The organism is Myroides sp. ZB35, assembly GCF_001865835.1.
Taxonomy (GTDB): domain Bacteria; phylum Bacteroidota; class Bacteroidia; order Flavobacteriales; family Flavobacteriaceae; genus Flavobacterium; species Flavobacterium odoratimimum.
Genome location: NZ_CP017769.1, coordinates 3,170,121 through 3,192,499, shown reverse-complemented (window position 1 = coordinate 3,192,499; position 22,379 = coordinate 3,170,121). Strand labels below are relative to the sequence as shown.

General features: G+C 31.9%; 22 protein-coding genes. 6 read left to right on the top strand and 16 right to left on the bottom strand.

Features of this window, described 5'->3' with window-relative positions:
* Positions 1–19: 19 nt before the first annotated feature.
* Entirely contained in the window at positions 20–889 is an 870-nt protein-coding gene (locus BK054_RS14205) for a helix-turn-helix domain-containing protein (protein WP_006263614.1), read from the top strand.
* A 59-nt stretch (positions 890–948) separates the two neighbouring features.
* Here BK054_RS14205 and BK054_RS14200 read toward each other — a convergent pair whose 3' ends face one another.
* The 5 genes from BK054_RS14200 to BK054_RS14180 form a co-directional block, all read right to left on the bottom strand.
* Positions 949–1,992: an o-succinylbenzoate synthase gene (locus tag BK054_RS14200; protein WP_071307387.1), complete on the bottom strand. Its 1,044-nt coding sequence runs from the start codon at positions 1,990–1,992 to the stop codon at positions 949–951.
* Positions 1,993–1,994: 2 nt separating this feature from the next.
* Entirely contained in the window at positions 1,995–2,681 is a 687-nt protein-coding gene (locus tag BK054_RS14195; RefSeq protein WP_006263612.1) for a metal-dependent hydrolase, read from the bottom strand.
* Positions 2,682–2,692: 11 nt separating this feature from the next.
* The gene (menA, locus tag BK054_RS14190) at positions 2,693–3,604 is read right to left on the bottom strand and encodes a 1,4-dihydroxy-2-naphthoate octaprenyltransferase (RefSeq protein ID WP_071307386.1); all 912 of its coding nucleotides are present in this window, start codon (positions 3,602–3,604) and stop codon (positions 2,693–2,695) included.
* A 125-nt stretch (positions 3,605–3,729) separates the two neighbouring features.
* Positions 3,730–4,032, bottom strand: a complete 303-nt coding sequence (locus tag BK054_RS14185; RefSeq protein WP_006258824.1) for a hypothetical protein — start codon at positions 4,030–4,032, stop codon at positions 3,730–3,732.
* Between the two features lie 752 nt (positions 4,033–4,784).
* A complete protein-coding gene (locus BK054_RS14180) occupies positions 4,785–5,624 on the bottom strand; it encodes a 1,4-dihydroxy-2-naphthoyl-CoA synthase (protein ID WP_006258825.1) in 840 nt (279 codons plus the stop codon).
* Positions 5,625–5,695: 71 nt separating this feature from the next.
* Between BK054_RS14180 and BK054_RS14175 the strand changes: the two genes are divergently transcribed.
* The 4 genes from BK054_RS14175 (at position 5,696) to BK054_RS14160 (ending at position 9,955) form a co-directional block, all read left to right on the top strand.
* Positions 5,696–6,811, top strand: coding sequence for a C1 family peptidase (locus BK054_RS14175; RefSeq protein WP_006261239.1), 1,116 nt, complete (start codon positions 5,696–5,698; stop codon positions 6,809–6,811).
* Positions 6,812–6,910: 99 nt separating this feature from the next.
* On the top strand, positions 6,911–8,056 hold the full coding sequence (locus tag BK054_RS14170; protein WP_006265326.1) for a serine hydrolase domain-containing protein: 1,146 nt from the start codon (positions 6,911–6,913) through the stop codon (positions 8,054–8,056).
* 11 nt (positions 8,057–8,067) lie between these two features.
* Positions 8,068–9,111 (top strand): NAD(P)H-dependent flavin oxidoreductase, encoded by a 1,044-nt coding sequence (locus BK054_RS14165; RefSeq protein ID WP_006265325.1) that lies wholly within the window; start codon positions 8,068–8,070, stop codon positions 9,109–9,111.
* 85 nt (positions 9,112–9,196) lie between these two features.
* Positions 9,197–9,955 carry a GNAT family N-acetyltransferase gene (locus BK054_RS14160; protein WP_232234283.1) on the top strand — a complete coding sequence of 253 codons (759 nt, stop codon included), beginning with the start codon at positions 9,197–9,199 and terminating at the stop codon, positions 9,953–9,955.
* 2 nt (positions 9,956–9,957) lie between these two features.
* Here the strand turns inward: BK054_RS14160 and ygiD are convergent, their stop codons facing one another.
* The 11 genes from ygiD to BK054_RS14105 all read right to left on the bottom strand — a co-directional run bounded on the left by ygiD (position 9,958) and on the right by BK054_RS14105 (position 19,403).
* Positions 9,958–10,785 carry a 4,5-DOPA dioxygenase extradiol gene (gene ygiD / locus BK054_RS14155; RefSeq protein WP_006258831.1) on the bottom strand — a complete coding sequence of 276 codons (828 nt, stop codon included), beginning with the start codon at positions 10,783–10,785 and terminating at the stop codon, positions 9,958–9,960.
* 17 nt (positions 10,786–10,802) lie between these two features.
* Complete coding sequence (locus tag BK054_RS14150) at positions 10,803–11,486, bottom strand: potassium channel family protein (protein WP_006265324.1); 684 nt, start codon at positions 11,484–11,486, stop codon at positions 10,803–10,805.
* An 8-nt stretch (positions 11,487–11,494) separates the two neighbouring features.
* Entirely contained in the window at positions 11,495–13,276 is a 1,782-nt protein-coding gene (locus BK054_RS14145) for a TrkH family potassium uptake protein (protein WP_006261233.1), read from the bottom strand.
* 1 nt (position 13,277) lies between these two features.
* Positions 13,278–13,652, bottom strand: coding sequence for a DUF3037 domain-containing protein (locus tag BK054_RS14140; protein WP_006258834.1), 375 nt, complete (start codon positions 13,650–13,652; stop codon positions 13,278–13,280).
* Positions 13,639–14,433, bottom strand: coding sequence for a HipA family kinase (locus tag BK054_RS14135; RefSeq protein ID WP_071307385.1), 795 nt, complete (start codon positions 14,431–14,433; stop codon positions 13,639–13,641). Before BK054_RS14135 ends, BK054_RS14140 begins: the two co-directional genes overlap by 14 nt.
* 112 nt (positions 14,434–14,545) lie before the next feature.
* A complete protein-coding gene (locus BK054_RS14130) occupies positions 14,546–15,097 on the bottom strand; it encodes a DNA-3-methyladenine glycosylase I (RefSeq protein ID WP_006265322.1) in 552 nt (183 codons plus the stop codon).
* On the bottom strand, positions 15,097–15,498 hold the full coding sequence (locus BK054_RS14125; protein ID WP_006265320.1) for a hypothetical protein: 402 nt from the start codon (positions 15,496–15,498) through the stop codon (positions 15,097–15,099). The genes BK054_RS14130 and BK054_RS14125 overlap by 1 nt, the downstream gene beginning before the upstream one ends.
* Positions 15,499–15,619: 121 nt before the next feature.
* Positions 15,620–16,195, bottom strand: a complete 576-nt coding sequence (locus tag BK054_RS14120; protein WP_006258838.1) for a hypothetical protein — start codon at positions 16,193–16,195, stop codon at positions 15,620–15,622.
* A gap of 145 nt (positions 16,196–16,340) precedes the next feature.
* Positions 16,341–17,744 (bottom strand): dihydrolipoyl dehydrogenase, encoded by a 1,404-nt coding sequence (lpdA, locus tag BK054_RS14115; RefSeq protein ID WP_006258839.1) that lies wholly within the window; start codon positions 17,742–17,744, stop codon positions 16,341–16,343.
* A 113-nt stretch (positions 17,745–17,857) separates the two neighbouring features.
* Positions 17,858–18,736, bottom strand: a complete 879-nt coding sequence (locus tag BK054_RS14110) for a diacylglycerol/lipid kinase family protein (RefSeq protein WP_006261229.1) — start codon at positions 18,734–18,736, stop codon at positions 17,858–17,860.
* A gap of 358 nt (positions 18,737–19,094) precedes the next feature.
* Positions 19,095–19,403 (bottom strand): rhodanese-like domain-containing protein, encoded by a 309-nt coding sequence (locus tag BK054_RS14105; protein WP_006261228.1) that lies wholly within the window; start codon positions 19,401–19,403, stop codon positions 19,095–19,097.
* A 420-nt stretch (positions 19,404–19,823) separates the two neighbouring features.
* Here BK054_RS14105 and BK054_RS14100 point away from each other — a divergent pair, with 420 nt between their 5' ends.
* Positions 19,824–22,163, top strand: a complete 2,340-nt coding sequence (locus BK054_RS14100; protein WP_071307384.1) for an outer membrane beta-barrel family protein — start codon at positions 19,824–19,826, stop codon at positions 22,161–22,163.
* The last annotated feature ends 216 nt before the right edge of the window (positions 22,164–22,379 follow it).

Genomic DNA, 22,379 nt, shown 5'->3' with positions numbered 1-22,379 from the left:
GATAACTTTTATAAGTAATATGAAAAAGATACCTAGATATAATAGTTGTGATCTATTAGACCAAAATAATGTTTTAAAAGATTGTGTGATTTTTGACTTGCATCGAATTATTCAAATGAGGAATAATGTTGTTTCAATTGCACACCAACATGCTTTTTATCAAATACTACTTATAACCAATGGTACAGGAATTCATCATATAGATAATCGAACTTATTCTGTAACTAAAGGTGATATTTTCTTTTTGGCTCCAGGGCAAGTTCACAGATGGGATTTTAATGAAACAACTCAAGGGTTTATTATTAATTTTACAGCAGACTTCTTTTCATCCTTTCTATTAAATAAAGACTTTATTCAGTTATTACCTTTTTTTGAGTATAACTCTGAGCATACTAAACTTAATATCTTAAAACAATACTCAACTATAGTTAACATATTTGACAAAATAACTTTTGAATTTCAAATAAAAGAAAGTATTGATCTTAATCTAATTCGCATATACATCCTTGAATTATTGCTTCTAATAAAGAAGCAAGTAAATGAAGAATACAATTTTTCATATACACAGTTACAGCCTACTAACCTTATCAAACAATTTGAACACTTAGTTGAGAAAAACTTCTATGAACTCAGGTTCCCTAAAGAATATGCTAAGCTATTATACGTTACTCCTAACTATCTAAATGCGATATGTCAAAAGATTAAAGGGCAGTCTGCAGGCGAAATTATAAGAAGTCGTATTTTATTAGAAAGTAAAAGACTACTAGTTAATACTAACCTATCTGCTGGAGAAATAGCATATAAACTAAGTTTTAAAGACAATTCCTATTTCTCAAGATTTTTCAAAAAATATGTAGGAGTATCACCTGATGAATATAGAAAATCATAATAGCTTATAAATGAACAAAAAAATAGCAACAAATATATTTGTTGCTATTTTTTTGTTTTTTAATTATCTAAGATTGAATGATCCCATTGAATTTGATCATCATACCATAATGCCCCATTTTTAACTACTAGTGGAGCGTTTATATTATTTATATAAAGTGATCCTGTTCCTAGTCCTTGAGGCATATTAGACTCAAGTGTATAAGTCCATTGAGCTATAGCATTAAGACCGATATTACTTTCTAATGCAGAAGTTATCCACCAACCAATATTTCTTTCTTTAGCTAATTTTATCCATTCGAGACTACCTTTAAACCCTCCTACTAGACTTGGCTTTAAGATAATGTATTGAGGCATAATTTTATCTAAAAGAGCTGCCTTATCAGTATAACTAGTAACGCCTATTAATTCTTCATCTAAAGCTATAGGAAGCGGAGTTATTTTACATAACTCTTCCATTTGATATTCTTGATGTTGTTTTATAGGTTGCTCTATACTGTGAAGATTTAATGTACTTAACTGTTCTAGTTTAAATAGAGCCTCTTCAGGATGAAAGCCTCCATTAGCATCTACTCTTAACTCTATTTGTTCTGCAGAGAAATGTTTTCTTATATACTGAAGTAAACCAAGCTCTTTATCAAAATCAATAGCGCCAATCTTTAACTTAACACAATTAAAGCCTTCTTTTAGTTTTTCATCTATCTGTTCTTTCATGAAGGCCTCCTCTCCCATCCATACTAAACCATTAATGGCTATAGCATCTTTATGCTCTGTAAAATCAGAAGGAAATAAGATAAAAGGATTCTTACTTTCTAAAGAAAGAAAAGCTTGTTCTACACCAAACTGTATAGATGGCCAATTTCTTAGTTCTTCCCAAAGTTTCTCCTTACCTAAGTGAATGTTTTTTACTGTCCACTGTAGCTTTTCTTCATAATCAGGTCTATCATCAAAACTAAGAGAGCGCAGTATACCGCACTCTCCTATTCCTATCTTATTATTATCTTCTAATATAATATACCAAGTTTCTTTCTCTGTAAGAATTCCTCTAGAGGTACCAGAAGGTCTCTTGAATATTAAATTATGTCTTTTATATCTAGCAATCATAACTATAAAGTCAAGCTTTCTCCAATATTTAAAAGCATTAGGTCTTTTCCTTTCTCAAAGAACTTACGTTTAGCTTCTTCATGATCTATCTCTATATAACCAAATGTATCAAAGTGATATCCTAAGACTTTATCACATTTAACAAAGTCTGAAGCGATAACAGCCTCATCTATATCCATAGTGAAGTTACTTCCTATTGGCAAAATAGCCAAGTCTAGATTCGTAAACATAGGTATTAACTTCATATCCATAGTAAGAGATGTATCACCAGCTATATAGATATTCTTATTTTTACTTTCTATTACGAACCCACCAGGTTGTCCTCCATAACTTCCATCAGGAAAAGAACTTGAGTGGATAGCTGGAGTATATTTTAATTTTCCAAAGTCAAACATCCATGACCCACCATGGTTCATAGGGTGAGCCTGAAAACCTTTTGCTTCATAATGTCCTGCTATTTCTGCATTAGATACTATAACTGCCTCTGGATTATTCTTAGCTATACGCTCTACATCAGCTATGTGATCTCCATGAGCATGAGTGATAAGAATATAGTCTACTTTTATAGCATCTACATCTATTCCTTTAGCGGCAGGTAGTGGGTTCCCTGATATAAAAGGATCCACTATGATATTAATATCTTCTATTTTAATACCTAAACAGGCATGTCCATAATACGTAATTTCCATAATTCTAATTTTTAAAGTATTAAAGCTATTGAAAATAATACAGAAAGTAAAAAAGTACTTAATGCTACTATTTTCATTTGTGAATCTAATTCTCTAGGTTCTCTGTTTTTCTTTACAAAAATTAAGTGTTTTAATAAAGGAATATAAGCGATTACAAAGAAATATTTTACTATTGAGAAATTAGCATGTATTCCATAAACGATGAAAGCTATTAAAGCAAACAGAACAATAAAATAATGATACTGTTTAGCGCCCTGTCTACCTAACTTTACAGCTAATGTGTTTTTACCAACTAATTTGTCAGATTCTAAATCTCGCATATTATTAATATTTAATACAGCTATACTTAGATTTCCTACAGCTATAGCAGGTAAGATTACCCAATAATCAAATACTTGACCATATAGATAGAAAGATCCCAACACACTCACTAAACCAAAGAAGATAAACACAAATAAATCTCCTAATCCTTTATATCCGTATGCTCCTGATCCTACTGTATATTTAATAGCTGCTGCAACACAGGCTACTCCTAAAACAAAGAAAAAGATAGAAGTGAAAAAATTATCCTTACCAAAAGAAATATAAATTAGAACCAAAGCAGAAATAAGCGATAATAACGAAGTAATGATTACTCCTTGCTTCATTTCCTTAGGAGTGATTAAACCGCTCTGTAAAGCTCTCTGTGGGCCTATACGAGTTTCATTATCTGTCCCTTTTACTCCATCTCCATAATCATTTGCAAAATTTGAAAGAATCTGAAGTAATAAAGTTGTCAATATTGCAAAGGAAAAGATACTTAGAAAAGAAGTATTTGTAGAAAAATAAGGATATGCACACGCACTACCAACGATTATTCCAGAAACAGAAAGAGGTAAAGTACGCAATCTTGCAGCACCTACCCATGCTTTAATTTTTATCATCTATATATTTAAGTAATACTAAAAGCTTATTGCATTTAGAAAGGTATTAGAAGCCAAAATTAAATAGAATTTATGAGATACGATAACGTTTCTATGAGTCTATCTACTAATATTTATACGATAGCTTAACCAATAAGTTTTAGCTTGAGATATTTATGTGGTTTAGCGAAGGTATAATATAAAGCATAAAGTGGATTAGCTCCTTTTACAGAGAAAGTCAAAGTTTGATCTTCTGCTATTTCAAAAATAATAGCATTAGATGTATTCCAGTCTATTTTGGTACTAAGAATATGTTTTCCTTCTGATATATCAAAAGTCATTTCTGTTCCATTAGCTATAGACCCTATTTTCTCTCCATCTAAGAAAATAGTATAATTTCTAAATCGTTCTACAAATGCTTTCTTTCTTCTTAATATTAATTTTGCCATTTTCTACTGTCTCCTGGTTTGTAGTAAAGTTAAAAAGTTATTCAAGAATTAAGGGTATAAAGTCAGAAGTTATTTAAAAACTTTTTAGAACAGTATTCTACTCTTTTTATTCTCTTTTAAATTCTTATATTTGACCCTATAACAATAAGTTATAGGTGTTTATTAATATTTGTAACTTATTTATTTTCAGTACATATTACCTATTATGTAAAGTAATAATTTAAGTAGATATGAAGCCTTGAATCTAGTTTATAGGATTGCTAATATAGAGGATTTGAATAAGATAAGAGAGTAGAATTAGCTGATAAACACTTCTTTTTTTTAATAAGAATGAGGTTCTTTAGAAAAAAGAAATAGGTTTTTGATAAGTAAATTAATACTTATAGACATCTATTTAATGATATGTGTAGAACAGTTTCTTCGGAGAGTCATTGGGCACTCTTTGGATGTTCTTCGGAAAAAAGGCCTCTGTTCCGAACAAACACTGAACTTTACCGAATACCTTCCGAACAAAGAGGATATTGAAATACATTATATTGCTAAAAATCAATTAGTTATATTTTTTTAAATGCCCTTTTTAGGAAAAAAGTGGAAGTTTTTGGACTTTTTAGGAAAAAAATGCCAAAATATTCCATCTAGACTTCATCCTTGTTTAAATTTTAGTATACGTTTCTCTTAAGTTATATGGTATAAAAAAGCCATCCAATATTTGGATGGCTTCTATATCTCTAGAGTTTATTAGATATAAACTACTATGGAATCCATTTTTTAGGGAAGTTAGGCTTTCTCTTTTCTAAGAATGCATTTCTTCCTTCTATAGCTTCATCAGTCATATAAGCTAGACGAGTTGCCTCACCTGCGAATACCTGTTGACCTACCATTCCGTCGTCTGTTAAGTTCATCGCGAACTTAAGCATCTTGATAGAAGTAGGTGATTTAGCCAATACCTCTTGTGCCCATTCATAAGCAGTATCTTCTAATTCTGCATGAGGAATAACAGCATTTACCATTCCCATTTCGAAAGCTTCTTGAGCAGAATAGTTTCTACCTAAGAAGAAGATCTCTCTTGCTTTTTTCTGACCAACCATTTTAGCTAGATATGCAGAACCATATCCACCATCAAAACTTGTTACATCAGCATCCGTTTGTTTAAAGATGGCGTGTTCTTTACTCGCTAGAGTCATATCACATACTACATGTAAGCTATGTCCTCCTCCTACAGCCCATCCTGGAACTACAGCAATTACTACCTTAGGCATAAATCTGATAAGACGTTGTACTTCTAAGATATTTAGACGATGCATACCATCATCTCCTACATATCCTTGATGTCCTCTAGCCTTTTGATCGCCTCCACTACAGAACGAATAAACTCCATCTTTAGGTGATGGCCCTTCTGCAGATAATAATACTACTCCGATAGATGTATCTTCTTGTGCATCATAGAATGCACGATATAGTTCACTAGTTGTTTTTGGTCTAAAAGCATTGCGAACCTCCGGTCTATTAAAAGCAATACGAGCTACTCCATCACACTTTTTGTATGTAATATCCTCAAACTCGATAGCTGTTTCCCATTGAATCTTACTCATAATGTTTTTTAATTTAGGGTAAAAATAACCTATTTTTTGCATTATATTGCCATTCCAAAACATTATAATCCATGAAAAAAACACTATTCTCACTATCTATCCTATTTTTAGGATTAGGAGTACATGCTCAAAAGTATGATTTTCAAAACATTGTAGACATAGATGCTACACCTGTTATCAGTCAAGGAAAAACAGGAACTTGCTGGAGCTTTAGTACTTCTTCATTCTTAGAATCTGAAATAATTAGAAAAACGAACAAACACATTGATCTTTCTGAGATGTATAACGTTAGAAATACATACCCTAAAAAGATAGAAAACTACATTCTAAGACAAGGTAAAACTCAATTCGGCGAAGGTGGTTTAGCTCACGATGTGATTAACAGTATGAGAGATTATGGTTTAGTTCCTGTAGAAGCTTATTCTGGGCTAGTAGGACAAGAAACCTATGATCATAAAGAACTGTTTAAGGTATTAAAGAGTCTAATAGATGCTTTTGCTAAGAGTGACGCTCCTATTTCTAGTAATTGGAAAGAACTAACTGAGCACGTATTAGATATGTATATGGGAAGTAATATTAAAGAGTTTACTTATCAAGGCAAAAAATATACTCCTGAGAGTTTCTTGAAAATGACTACCCTTAATCCTGATGATTATGTAACAATTTCTTCTTTCCAAAATAAAAAGAATTATTCTTCGTTTATTCTTAATATTCCAGATAATTTCTCTAATGGTAGTATGTATAATCTTCCACTAGATGAGTATATTGCTAATATTGATTATGCTTTGGATAATGGCTATACGCTCTCTTTAGACTGTGATGTTTCAGAAAAAACGTTCTCTGGTAAATATGGAATTGCTTTTATTCCCAATGACAATGCTGATACAGAAAAAGGTTTAACGGAGATTATTAAAGAGAAAGACATTACTGCTGATTACAGATTACAAGAGTTTTATAACTTTAATACCCAAGATGATCACCTCATGCACATCGTAGGTAAAGTAAAGGATCAAAAAGGAAATATTTACTATAAAGTAAAAAATTCATGGGGGCCAAATAGTGATCGTGTAGGAAATGATGGTTATATTTACATGAGTATTCCATACATGAAATTAAAGTCTATTTCAGTGCTTTTACACAAAGATGGATTACTTAAAAAAACGAAAGAACAATTGAGAATACAGTAGTTATAAGATATTAAAATAAGACCAGTTATAAAATCACTCTAACTGGTCTTTTACTTAGAAGAACGAATGATTAATAAAAGATATTTTGCAATAACAATAATGGCGGCATTATCTCTATATGCATGCCAAGAGAATAAAGAATTAGCTACAAATATTCCTATCATAAAAGAACATAATGTACGTGTGGATAACCCTTATAAAGTGGAGTTTCCAGAAGTTACTACAGATTATATTTTAGAGAAGGCTCATATTATAGAGAATTTTTATAACGATAATATTAATAAAAACGGATATACAGGTAGTTTCCTAGTGGCTAAGAATGGTCAGGTTATTTATGAGAACTATTCTGGAGTATCAGATAGAAGTGGTAACGACTCTATAGGAAGCGAGACCTCTATGCATGTTGCTTCTGTTGGTAAGGTTATCACAGCCGTTACTATTCTAAGATTAGTAGACAGTGGTAGATTAGACCTTAACCAGAGCGTATCTGACATTATAGAAGGATTTCCTTATCCTGAGATAACAGTAAGAACCTTGTTAAGTCACAGAAGTGGTTTAGGGTATTATGGATATTATAAGAATATCTGGGATAATAAAACCACTGTTACAAATGAAGATGTAATAAAAGTAATTAATAAAAAGAGAGTATCACTAGACTTCACTCCTAATACTCGATTTACGTATAGTAATACTAACTATGTATTATTAGCGTCTATTGTAGAGAGAATCACTCAGAAGACATTTAGAGAAGCTGTAAGAGAGTTAATCTTTGATCCGTTAGAGATGAACCACAGTTTTGTATTTGATGATCTAACGAGAAAAAATGAAGTAACACAATCTTTCTCTGGAGGGAAAAAACTAATGAGATGGGACTATATGGATGGAACTTATGGAGATAAAAACATCTATACCACTCCTAGAGATTTTCTGAAGTTTGATACTGCTTTATATTCTGATAATTTCCTAAGTGCTGATCTTAAACAAGAAATGTTTAAAGGATATAGCTTTGAGAAAAAAGGAAATAGAAATTATGGGTTAGGAATAAGATTATTAGAGATGGACAATGGCGATATGTATACGTATCACAATGGCTGGTGGAGAGGAAATACTTCTTCATATATAAGACTAGCTAAAGATAATGTATGTATCATCTTGTTCTCTAATAAATATTCTACATTGACCTATAAGACTATTCATCTTTCTCATCATTTTGGAGATTACCCCGTAGGAGATATGGAACTCTAAAAATATAGATTATGAAAAAAGCGAACATTATTTTCGGTACAGATTATGCTATTTGCCAAGCTCCTATGTTAGGAGTAGCTACGCCAGAGATGGTAGCAGCAGTAAGTAACTCAGGTTGTATAGGTACACTTCCATTAGGTGGCTTCCCTCCTGGCTTAAGCAGAGAGTTAATCAAAAAAACGCAGTCTTTAACAGACAAGCCTTTTATCGTTAATATGTTTCTTAATCCTATAGTTGATATTGATCAAAGAGAGATTGATGATATGCAACATACATTAAGTGAGATAGGCAAGGAAATAGGATATTCTCATACTACAATTACCGACTTTGATCAAGAGACGTATCAAGGTAATCTAGAAGTAGTAAAAGAACTAGGCCTTCCCTATCTTGCTTTTACTTTTGGCTGTTTTACAGATCAAGAGATAAAAGAACTACACGACCTAGATATATATTTAATAGGTACAGCCACTACAGTAGAAGAAGCTATTTATTTAGATAACAAGGGTATCGATGCTATTATTCTTCAAGGTATCGAAGCAGGAGGTCATAGAGGTACTTTTCTGAAAGATTCTTTAGAAGATAACCTCCCATTAGAAGAATTGTTTAATAGCGTATTACCTATCGTACAGAAACCTTTGTTTGTGGCAGGCGGCTTATACAATGGTACTATAGGCCGTGATTATCTAGATAAAGGTGCCGCTATGGTATGTTACGGTTCTTTATTTATTACAGCGGATGAAAGCACTGCTATGGATTATCAAAAAGATCTTTTACACAAAGGAGAGGCAGTTGAAACTGTTTTGACCAAGTCTTTTTCTGGTAAATTTGCTAGAGGTATTCTTAATAAATTTGTGAAAATGATAGATTTTAATAATAAAAACATACCTTTGTATCCTATTCAAAATATTTTAACACAAAAATTAAGAAGTTTTGCAAAACAAAAAAAATTTCATAATTTTAATTCTCTTTGGTGCGGAACTAATTCCCATTATGCCAGAAGAGATTCATCATCAAATATTATAAATAAATTGATTAAGGAAGTGTATGACTTATAGTTTTCAATATCGTTTTTTAAAGAATATAAACTTAGAGGAGCTTTTATCTGTTTTTAACAAGTCTTTTTCAGATTATACTGTCCCTATGAGATTAACATTGGAACAATTAAAAGACAAAATTAAAGCTGAGGGAATCGATTTAACAATTTCTGTAGGGGCTTTTTGTAATAAAGAATTAGTAGGATTTATTCTTCACGGTAAGAATAATGACTATCTATATAATGCTGGTACAGGAGTATTGCCTTCTTTTAGAGGTAATAATCTTACTACTAAGATGTATGATTATGCTATCCCTTTATTTAAGAGTTTTAATATGCGTAAAATTAACTTAGAAGTAATCAGTTCTAATGAGACTGCTTGTAAGTCATATCGCAAGATTGGTTTTAAAAAATGGAGAGTAGTTAATTCTATTAAGGGAATAACTAATGTTAAGAGCTCTAAGTTTGAAGAAATAGAAGGTTTGCAAATCAATAATTTACCATATTATGAGTATCTTATTTACTTTGCAGAGAAAGATATTATCCCTACATGGGAGAATAATGAGTTCTGCGTACACAACTTCGAGACTACCTTAATTATGCGCAAAGCAACTATTAATGGCACTACTACTGTAGGATATTTAATATATGACCAACGCATAAACAAGGTGCTTCAGGTATGGGTAAAAGAAGGATATAGACGTAAAGGAATAGCTTCTTATCTTATTAAAGAATTAATAGGTAATGATAGAAACTTCTATATCACAAATATAGATGGACAAAACTTTGGTATTCATTCTTTCTTTAAATCTATAGGTGGAGAACCTTATCTAGAACAAGTAGAAATGGAAATGTACTTATACTAAACTTACCCAAACAAGTAAGAAGTCATACTTAAGGATCCACCTACATATTTATCATTAAAGATGTGGATGTTATCACTACTATTTGTCAGACCTAGAATATATAATAACGGATAATAATGATCAGGTGTAGGTACTGCATATTGCATACTTACACCTTTATTTTTATAATCTAATAGGTCTGTAAAAGATCTATCGAGGATTGCCTGTTTTACTAATTCATTACTCTCTATTGCCCAATCAAATGCATAATTGTCTTTATTCATATTATGCCAGTCTAGAGCAGATAGATTGTGTACGATATTTCCACTACCTATTATTAATACTCCTTTTTTTCTAAGGGCTTTTAATTGTTTTCCTATTTCTAGATGATATTCAGGACCTTTGTAATAATCTATGCTTAATTGCAATACAGGAATATTTGCCTCAGGAAATAAATGACACAGTATAGACCATGCCCCATGATCTAATCCCCAAGTTAAATCTTCGTGTATATCTTGATGTTCGCTTAGAAGAGTTATCTCATTTGCCAGAATAGGATTTCCTTTTACATTGTATTCAACATCAAATAACACTTTTGGAAAACCTCTAAAATCGTGAATTGTTTCTAAAGTAGAATTAGCAGTAACTAGTGTTCCCTTTGTTAACCAATGGGCAGAGACTACTAAGATCGCTTCTGGCTTAGGCAATTGTCTCCCTAAGTTCTTCCAATATTGAGAGAACTCATTGTCCTCTATAGCATTCATAGGAGAGCCATGCCCCACAAATAGTACTGGCATCTCCTCTGCTCTATCTTTTAACCAAAACAGATCGTTTAAAACTTGCTCTCCCATTTCTTTATGATTTTAGATTATTCTGCTAATATTTTTTTAATATCTCTGTTATCACCATAAATAACCATGATATCTCCTTTATTCAATACTGTTTCATAAGAAGCAATACCTTGTACTTCATGTATTTTCTTATGCATCCCGATAAAGCTCTTTTCTTCTTTGACTTTAAGTGTTGTAAGAACGACTAAGTTATAATTAGTTCTAAAACCTATCTCTCCTAATGTTCTTCCAGCAAAACGATCAGACACCGTGATTTCTACGATACTGTATCGTCCGTTAATCTCATAAGAATCTACTACCCCTTTTATACATAATTTCTTCGCCCATCTCTCTGCTGTTTCTTCTTCAGGGTGTACGATTTCATCTACTCCTATGGCTTGTAAGACATTCTCATGTACAGGACTAATAGCTCTACTGATAAGCCTTTTCACATTTAGATTTTTTAGAACAGCCGTAGTCATAATATTAGCTCCTTGATCTTCACCTATTGCTACGATCACGATATCTGTATTCGCTAGAGGTAGTCCAGACATCATATATTGATCAGTAGAGTCTAGACAGATAGTATGAGATATCATATCCTTATAAGCATCTACCCTAGCCATACTTTTGTCTACACCTATTACTTCATTTCCTTGTTCTGTAAGTTTTTGTGCTAATGATGCACCAAAATTTCCTAAACCAATAATAATATATTTCATGTCCTATATTAGTTAATCAGAATCTCTTCTGTTGGATATCTATAATTCGTTAATTTTTCTTTTTTGCTTATTGCTATTAGAATGGTAAGCATACTCACTCGTCCAATAAACATAAGCATAATCAGAGTTACTTTACTAGGGTCTGTCAGCTGAGCTGTAATCCCTGTACTTAATCCTGATGTACTATAAGCAGAGAATGCCTCATATGCTAATCTTAATAAATCTGTCTTGGGCTCAAAAAACGAGAGCGCAAAAATAGCTATTCCTATCACAAATAAAGATAAGAATATAATCGCAAAAGCACGTTGTACAGACAGCTGATCCACTTCTCTTCTGTATACTTCTATTCTAGATCTACCTTTCATTAAGGCCCAGATATTTAAGACAGCGATAGCAAAAGTACTTGTTTTAATCCCCCCTCCTGTTGATACTGGCGATGCCCCGATCCACATTAAGAGAATCACGACTAAAAATGTAGAAGTAGTAAATAGATTATTATCTACTGTCGCAAAACCCGCAGTACGTGGTGAAGTAGCTGTAAAGAATGCTGTGACTAACTTTCCGAAGCCACTGTGCTCTGCTAGCGTGTTATTATATTCTGAGATATAGACTACTGCAGTACCTCCTACGATTAATACAGCTGTAGTGATTAAGATAATACGAGTACTTAGATTAATAACACGAGGAATATGTATCTTCGCTTCCTTCATGCTAAAAGGAAGAAGCTTATTGATAATCAAGTGTTTTACATACTTGTATACATTAAATACAATCGGGAATCCTAATCCTCCCATAATGAATAATCCTGCTATAATTAAATGCAATGGGTAATTAAAGCGGTATTCAAAAGTGTACAAGTTCTCTGGTAAAGTAGAGAATCCCGCATTACAGAAGGCTGATACAGCATGAAAAATAGAGAAAAACACTCTGTCAAACAAAGATTCAAAATGCTGATGGCGTATACTGATAAATATCGCGATCATCCCTATAAACTGTATAATACCTGATATAATAATGATTCGTTTCAGCGTAGCGAATACGTCTCCTAGTTTATCTATATAAGACATATCCTTAAGTACTAATTGATTTCCATAAGAGGCTTTTCCTCTAAAGAAAAAACTAAAGTAGCTCGCTAAGGTCATAATTCCAAGTCCCCCACATTCCATTAAAAAGATCATCACAGTCTTTCCAAATATAGTGAACTGCGCACCGATATCTACTGTAGATAAACCCGTTACACACACAGCGCTCGTAGCCGTAAATAGAGCATCTATATAACGCATACTACCTGGTGTATTCGTAGCTTTAGGGAAAGAAAGCATGAATGCTCCTATAAAAATGATTAATAGAAAACTGACAACAAATAGCTGAGCAGGGTTCATTCTAGTCTGTTTTAAGTTTAACTGTAAGACAGAAAACTCCCTTACTAACATTAGGAATAAACCAAACGAAATAACAGCATTGCTGTCAAAGAACCTTATAGTATGCTCAGGCTGCCATCTGGCTATAATCAAGATTAAAAACAATACAATACTAAAACAGTCAAATATCTTCACTCCTAAAGTCTCGTGGTTATCTTTATTAAAATAACGTCTAACGATAGCAAGCATCCCGATGCTCAAACAAATATTGTAAAAAACATTTAAGTGGTAATGATAATCGTTAAGTGTATTAAAACCTAAATCGTATATCATTAAAAACAACGCTATGAAACTAACCCAAAAAGGCAATCTTTTAAGGATGAACGTAGTTTGCTTTATTATTTTATCTTTAAGGTAGTACAGTGGCATCTTATAATACTAATTCTTTAAAAAGTCTAGTTAACACTTCCTCCATATCTTCAGACATACCAGGATGTGGACGAGAAGATTGTATACAAGAGCTCTTTACAGCGGTTAGCCATCTAAAGCGTTCTGCCGCATCTAAAGTTCCTATAGGTGATATTTTACACTGTCCCTTTGCAATGCGCTCAAAAGCATCTACGTGGTCTTTTAAAGTGTCAAAGTCTAACTCGCTTTCGAAGCATTCAATCTTCTTCTTGTCTAAATGAAATGAAGAGATCAACATTCGCTTAGCCTTACAGAATACTAATACCCCAATATTGATAAACTCTTCTCGTTCTACTTTAGGAGTGTACCTTATTATTGCATACTCATATACCTGCATCTTGATGTTTTTTTGCTTCGTTAACAAATAGATCAGAATTCGCTAATCTGTTCTTTAAAAAAGAGAAATAAACACTTCTTATCTCTTCAGGAGTCAAATCGCTCTCTTCCCATTCTAACCAATCAGTAGGTATCTGATCTGTAATACATTTAAGATCTTCTTCTTGAAGTAATGCTTTAAACTCTTTTGCCACTATATCTAGCTCTTTTGCCACAGGTAGTAATACGTGATCCTTTATAAATGAGAAAGGAGTCAACGCACTTTTTTCCCAATTCGTAAAGGAATGATGGAAGTAAAAAGAAGCGCCATGATCTATTAACCACAACTCTTTATGCCAGATTAGCATATTCGTATTTCTAAATGTGCGGTCTACATTGGTGATAAAAGCATCTAGCCACACGATTTGAGAAGCTAATTTACTTTCTATCTCTAAAGCAGAAGGGTCGTAAGTCAAAGCTCCAGATAAGAAGTGAAGACCTAGATTTAAACCTTTACTAAACTGTAGTAGATCTTGTATTTCTTCATCTGCTTCTGTTCTACCAAAAGCCTCATCTAGTTCAGCAAAGACTAATTCAGGTACATTCAATCCTAATTTCTTAGCGATTAAACCACCTAATAATTCAGCAATTAATGCTTTGATACCATGACCAGCTCCTCTAAATTTTAATACATATTTAAAGTCGTCATCAGCATCTGCAAGTGCAGGAAGTGAACCTCCTTCTCGCAGTGGCATAATATACCTAGTAACAGTAACTGTTCTTAACCCCAATTGATTCTCCATTTGGCTATTTTATAATGAAATGATCATGCAATATTAACCAAAAAACCCCCAAAGTAACTTACTTTGAGAGTTAAATTTTAAACTACTGCATTCCAGTGATTGTATCTCTATTTTACTTGTCTAAGTAAAATCTTGTATTTTTATGGATAGGACAGTCTACTCGATGTGATCCTGGCAAATAAGCTGTACTCATTAAAAACTCATTTACGATCTCTCCTCCTACGAACTTAAAGTGTTTTTTAAACAACTTTAGCCATTCTTCTAGTGTATGCTCTTTATGTAGGTCTAACCAATTCTTAAAGCTTCCGAATTCTTTTTGTAACACGATGATTTGATTAGCATTATAGATGGCAGCATTAACCTTTAGTTTATTGCGAATAATCCCGCTATCTTGTAATAATCGATCAATATCAACCTGCGTAAAATTAGCCACCTTGTCTATATCAAACCCTACATAAGCTTTTTGGAAGCTTTTCCTTTTTTGAAGAATAGTATTCCAGCTCAGCCCTGCTTGGTTTATTTCTAAAACAAATCGTTCAAACAGCGCATTGTCATCCGTTAATTCGAAGCCATATTCATAATCGTGATAGTACTTATTAGGATTGTCAGAATCTAAAGGTAGCTCATTACAGAAATCACAATAATGCTTTTTAACAACAGCCATTAATTAATCACTTTTATTTTAGCATCGTTTAAGACCTTTCTGAATGCATTCTTAGCATCAGGAGTTTTAAGTCCAAACACATCTCTAGTCTTTCTATTATTCAGTTTTATCACCGCTTTAGTACCTAATGCTTTTGGCATCTTCACATACTTAATATCATATTTGTCTATAGAGTCAACAGCAGTTTGTATTAAGAAGTTCTTTACTGTAATATATAAGAAGGTAGCTACAATAATACAGAATACATAGTCCATCTCTTTAGGTTGTTGCCAGTTAGCAGTATAGAGCCTAGCCGCTCCTAAGATTAGGATAGCAGAAGACATAATCCTAGAAGATGTTAATCGTCCTTTTTGATTATCTGTTATTTCGAGCTTTTTAGTTTCTTTATTGAATTTGATCATTTATTTCAAGTATTTATAGTAACAAATCTACTAATAAAAAATAAATCTAAAAGCTAATATAATGTTAGTATTACAGATAATAATAAAGGGGTATTAAACGAACTTAATCCCCCTTATACTATTATTTAATATGGAAATACAAATAGCTTTTTCCTTTATTTAGACTCCCTTCAGAAACATTAGATAGCTTATCTTCTATTCTTAAATATCCTGCTTGAAAACCAACTTCTAATTCACCATTATATTTTAGTTTTGTTTCAATATAATAAGTTTTATCTGGATTTATTTCTAATTCTTCTTTAGTAGGAGCCCTTTTTATTTTGGTATAAATCTGAACGGGTAATTTTCCTGTTTCTTTTAACTCACTAAGAATAATCTCTTCTGGGAAATCCCAAAATAAAGCGCAAATATTTCCTACTTTCTTTTCGAATAAGTGATACGTCAATACTTCTCTTTTCATGTCTAGAAGCAGATAATCAGATTGTTTACAGGTTTTATTATCTTTTCCTATTAATCCTACTGGTTGACTTCCTATCTTATTACCTGCATATTTTAAAGTACCTACAGGCAATTCGTCTAGACTTTTTAAGCCACTATAAGGGGCATCAAATATAGGATCTCCTTTAGGAGTATTATCATCACTTTTACTACAAGATAAAGCTAATGCAGCAAAACAAAGAATTAAGTATTTTTTCATGTTTAATTGTTAACGTATAGTTAATGCAAACATAATTAAATTAACAATAGAAACAAATATTATTCTATGGTCTTAAGCTGGTAATTATAAATAAAAAAAGCCTAGAATATATCTAGGCTTTTCTATGTATTTCAGTATAATCAGCTTATACGTGTAATGCTCTGTTATCAGTTGCAGCTAACGCAGCTTCTTTAATAGCTTCTGCGAAAGTAGGGTGAGCGTGAGACATTCTAGAGATATCCTCTGCAGATGCTCTGTACTCCATAGCTACTACTGCTTCAGCGATTAAGTCTGCAGCACGAGCTCCTACCATGTGTATTCCTAATACTTCGTCAGTATTTTTATCAGCTAATATTTTAACTAATCCATCTGTTTCAGCACTTGCTCTTGCACGTCCTAAAGCTTTGAATGGGAAGCTACCAGCTTTGTACTCAATTCCTTCAGCTTTTAATTGCTCTTCTGTTTTTCCAACAGCTGCAACTTCTGGCCAAGTGTAAACTACACCAGGGATTAAGTTATAATCTATATGAGGTCTTTGGCCTGCTAAGAACTCAGCTACCATTACTCCTTCTTCTTCAGCTTTATGAGCTAACATAGCACCACGTACTACGTCACCGATAGCGTAGATATTAGAAGCAGAAGTTTGTAAATGATCATTTACCTCTACTTGTCCTCTTTCTGTTAATTTAACTCCAGCTTTGTCAGCGTTTAATCCATCAGTATATGGACGACGACCTACAGCTACTAAAGTGTAATCTCCTTCTAGAGTTACTAATTCTCCTTTTTTATCTTCTGCAGTTACTGTTACTACATCTCCTTCACGCACTACTCCTTGTACTTTGTGAGAAGTATAGAACTTCATACCTGCTTTTTTAAGCACTTTAGTTAATTCTTTAGATACAGCACTATCCATTGTAGGTAATACTCTATCAGCATACTCTACTACAGATACTTTAGATCCTAATCTCATGTATACTTGACCTAACTCAAGACCGATTACACCACCACCGATTACGATTAAGTGTTTAGGTACTTCAGGAAGTTTTAAAGCTTCTGTTGAAGTAATTACTCTTTCTTTATCTAAAGTAATAAATGGTAAAGTAGATGGTTTAGATCCTGTAGCAATAATACTATGTTTAGCTTCGAATGTTTCTACACTTCCGTCTGCTTTAGTTACATTGATAGTAGTTGCGTTCTCAAATGATCCAACTCCTTCAAAAACAGTAATCTTGTTCTTGTCCATTAGATATTTAACACCTGAAGATGTTTGATCAACTACTGCTTGTTTTCTTTCGATCATTTTTGATAAATCGAACTTTACTTCTCCAGTGATTTCTATTCCGTGATCAGCAAAATGAGCAATCTCTTCCATGTGATGAGATGATGCTAACAATGCCTTAGAAGGAATACACCCTACATTAAGACAAGTTCCTCCTAAGTTAGAGTATTTCTCTACTATAGCAGTTTTAAATCCTAATTGAGCACAACGAATTGCTGCTACATATCCTCCAGGTCCTGAACCAATTACAACTACGTCAAATGAATTCATAATATATTATCTTATTTGTTGTTTTTATATATCTTACAAAGTTACACTTTTTATATAATTTAGTCTAAAAAGAGAACTTTAAAGTTTCTTAATTTTATCAATAATAATCACTACTAGCACAATACTCTTAGCCCTCCTTTAATAACTCGGATCTCAAACTGATTAGTATCGTACTCATAATATTCTCCATCCATCTGAAAACCATTTCTTTCTTGTCCTATGATCTCTACTGTAATATGATCAGACTGAACATAATCTGTCTTTCTGAATTTCTCTGTTTTCTTTAAGATCACATAGAGTCCAAAAGTCAATTGCTTCAATAAATTAATTTTTGGCACCATTAGATAATCTAATAGTCCATCTGTCAGACTTGCTTTTGGAGTTAGAGACATATTATATCCCATCTCATTAGAGTTAGAGATAAATAATAGTAGCGGATTTACTTCTTTGGTTTGCCCTTTATACGTAACCAGCATTCGCTTCGCTTTATACTGTTGAGCAGAGTTTAATGCCGCTTTGATATAAGCACCTAATTTGCGCTTACCTGATTTCTCATAGTTATCTATAATAGTAGCATCTATACCGAATCCCATATTACTAAAGAAATATTCTCCATTAATACTACCGACATCCATATTCATTACTTTTCCATCGCGTACACGTATTATCGCCTGCTCTATATCTTTAGGAATAGATAGATTAGAAGCTAATCCATTACCTGAGCCTACAGGTACTACTCCAAATATAACATCCTTACCCACTACTTGTGTAGCTACTTCATGAATGGTTCCATCCCCTCCACAAGCTACGATAACATCTGCACCTGCTGATAGTGCCTGCTGTGTTAATTCAATAGCATGTCTTTTATAAGTAGAATATAGTACATGTATATCAAATGCTTTTTCATCAAAGAATGTTTTAATATAATCTGCAGTAATATTGTGCTTTCCTTTTCCAGAAATTGGATTAACGATAAAAAAGATTTTTTTCATAATAAGATTTGAATATATCATAGCTCGTACAGTATGTACGCTATGTGAATACAAATATACAAAGCTATTCTAATAATGATATCGCATAATACTTATGATATCCTTAAAATTTAGGTTAGCGTATCTTTTTATAGGCATACTGTACATCATAGATATAGCGTCTCGCTTGCTGATTCTAGGGGATTGCTTGCGGTTTTCTTGCAGTTTCCTTGCCCAGAGCACCTCTTTCGCGAAGGAATGTGCAAAAATACCCCTAGCATAGTGCAAGTATATTCATCTATAAATAGATTAGAGATAAGGTAAAATAACCGTATAGATGCAAAAAAAGCCAACTCTAAAGAATTGGCTTTAATATACTTTATTTAATAGGACCTTCCCATTCTGTAATACCTCCTAAAAGGTTATGTGTCTCTTCGAAACCTAAAGACTCCATTACATGACATGCTTGGCTACTTCTTCCACCTGATTTACAATAGATATAGTAAGCTTTAGTTTTGTCTAGATTAGCTATTTCATCTAAAAAACCTTGTCCTTTATAGATATCTATATTGATAGAACCTGGGATAGCCTTCTCTTCTACTTCTTCTTCTGTACGTACGTCTAGTATAATAGCATTAGAATCAGCTTGCGCTTTTTCCCACCATTGTTCTTGTGATAAATTTGTCATTGTTTGTTCTTTTAGTAATTGGGTCAAATATAAAGTTATTCTATTTCAAATGAAATTTTTTTAAAATAAATTCATTGGATAGAAGACAAAGAGTAAAAAGAAATAAAAGATTTATAAATAATAATCTTGATACAACTAATCTTATATAGACAATAACAGAAAGAACATATTTCATGGCTAGATTTTATTTAAATAATGTCTATTTCTATCTTTTCTTACCATTATCAAATATTGTCTTTTAGAAAGAGGATTTATAGAAGTTTAAGTTATTGATATTTAATATTATATATGTTATTTTTGTTAAATTAATAAAATAGACTACCTAAATTTAAACTTAGTATTTTATATAAAAATCTGCTATTATATAATGTATTATAGATAACAATTAGCCTATTACAATTGATCATTAAATATTTTTGTATGAAGTATAACTTATTTATCTTTTTTCTGTTTTTTGCATTTACTTGTAAGGCACAATATCGCATTACAGGGCAATTAAAAGATAATAATAATGAAGTTGTCTTCAATTGTGCTATTAAGCTAAAGAAACAAGATACAATAATCAGAAGTGTACTTTCTGATGAAAGTGGCAACTTTGCAATTGAAAATATTCAAGAGGGACTATATAGCCTAGAGCTAGTCCCTATTCATTACAATGACTATAAAGTATCTATCCATGTAGCTAGTGATATTTCGTTAGGTATTATTTCCCTTTCTGAAAAAATACTAGAGTTAGATGAACTTATTATTACAAGTCAAAGAAAACCTGTTAAACAAACTGATACAGGAGTTATTCTTAATGTGTCAGGCACACGATTACAAAATCAGCCTGATTTGATATCAATTTTAAATTACGCTCCTACTATATCAACGAATAATGGTCTTAAAGTATTGGGAGATGATAATATTCTGATACAATTAAATGGAAAAGATATTCAAATAGATAAAAGTAGAATCTCCACTTTTTTAGAAACAATAAATCCTAAAACAATAGAGAATATCGAAGTTATAGATCGAGTAGATGGAAGCGTTCAAAGCAATAAAACAAGCCTCATCAAGATTACGACTATCCAAAAAGAGGGCTGGAGCGGCAATATAAGACAAGGTCTTCTATATAATGACAAAGGTGGCTATTCTACTGATGCAAGTTTATTCTATAAAAGAGAACAACTTAGGGTATTTGGAAATTACTATCACTCAAGACACAAAACAAGTTCAAAAGGACATGAATCTCAGATAAGAAGTAATAGTCAACTTTATTATACAAATACAGAAAATAGTAAATTAAATAGAAAAAGTGACTATGTTACATTGGGGGCTGACTATGACTTCAACGATAATAGCAGTATAAGTTTTCTCTATCTCTTTGAAGATGACCAAGACCATGACCACCAACGTGAAGTATCTTCTCAAATTACTGGACATCTTATAGAGTCTGACTCTCTAGTCCTGTCCAAAGCCTATTTTAATCAAATAAATAAGATGCATTCTTTCTCATTATCATTTACTAATGTTTTAGATAGTTTAGGTTCTAAATTCAATACAAGTATTGATATTGCTAAAAAATATTATACTAACCCTTTTTATCAATTGAATTCTTTTCAAAATGATTATAATCTGATAAAAGAAGAAAATCAACAAAACTCTAAATCCAATAATGACATATATGCTTTTAATATTTCAAGGAAAAAGAAGTATCAAGATAATAAAGAATTTTCATTAGGAGCCAGAGCTTCTTTAGTAGATAATAAGGATGGCTTTCACTTTTTAGATTTAAAAAATGAACAATGGATAACCAATACAGATTTTTCAAATGATTTTTTTCTAAAGGAGTACATTCTATCTGTCTATTCTATTTTCTCTATGCCTATAAAAGAGAAATCTAAACTATCTTTAGGTCTAAGAGCTGAATATAACTATAATGATTATACAAATGGCTCTGTAGAAGGAAATAATAATAACTTAAGGCTATTGCCTAATATCTCCTACTCTACTAAAGTATGGGATAATAAACTTTATATTTCAGCTTCACAACGAGTATCAAGACCGAGTTACTCACTATTTAATCCCACTTATATTAAAAGTAGTCCCTTAAGTGCCTATATGGGGAATGAGAACTTAAAACCCATAGATATATACAGTTTACAAACAGGATATAGTTTAAAGAATAATTTACGATTAGATTTAAGATATCGTTATTTAGAAAATAATATTTTGACAATTCCTCGAAATACCAATGGAATCTTAATTACTAGCCCTACTAATATAGGGTATAGAAATGACCTATATGCCTTTGTTTCTTTCCCTTATAAAATCAGTGATTGGTGGGAAACCAATACAAAATTGACAGGTGCTTACTTAGAGCTCAAGCTACCAACTCAAAAGTTTAGTTCACTATATGCTGATTTTAGTATAAACAATACTTTTTATTTACCTTTAGATATAGAATTAAACGCTTATTACTCTTATACATCGGCTTACAGAATGCTATACACTAAAAATAAGAATATTAATTCTTTAAATCTAAATATATCTTATCCTATATCTCGTTCATTCAATTTACATGCAGGAGTTAATGATGTATTTAATTCTCTTAGATCTAGTACTGAATATGATTTTAACGGTATATATAATTACAATTATAATAAATTTAATTCAAGGTCATTCTCTGTATCCGTTTCTTATAATTTCTCAAAGGGAAAAGAAGTAGATGATGATATAAGAAATACAGGTATAGAAGAAGAGAAAAGAAGGTTTTAAACTTTAAAATTATCTCTAGGTTAATCAAAAAAATTGTGATCTAGTTTTGATTTTTATCCTATCCTATTACTTTGATAAAACGATACTCTTTTATGTATTCAGTAATGAACTTATTTTAATTAGAATGCCTTTGAATACAATTCGTTAAAATAAATCTACAATCTTTTCTTGAAAAATTTAAAATAAATTGAGTCTATATCCTACATTATACCTTAA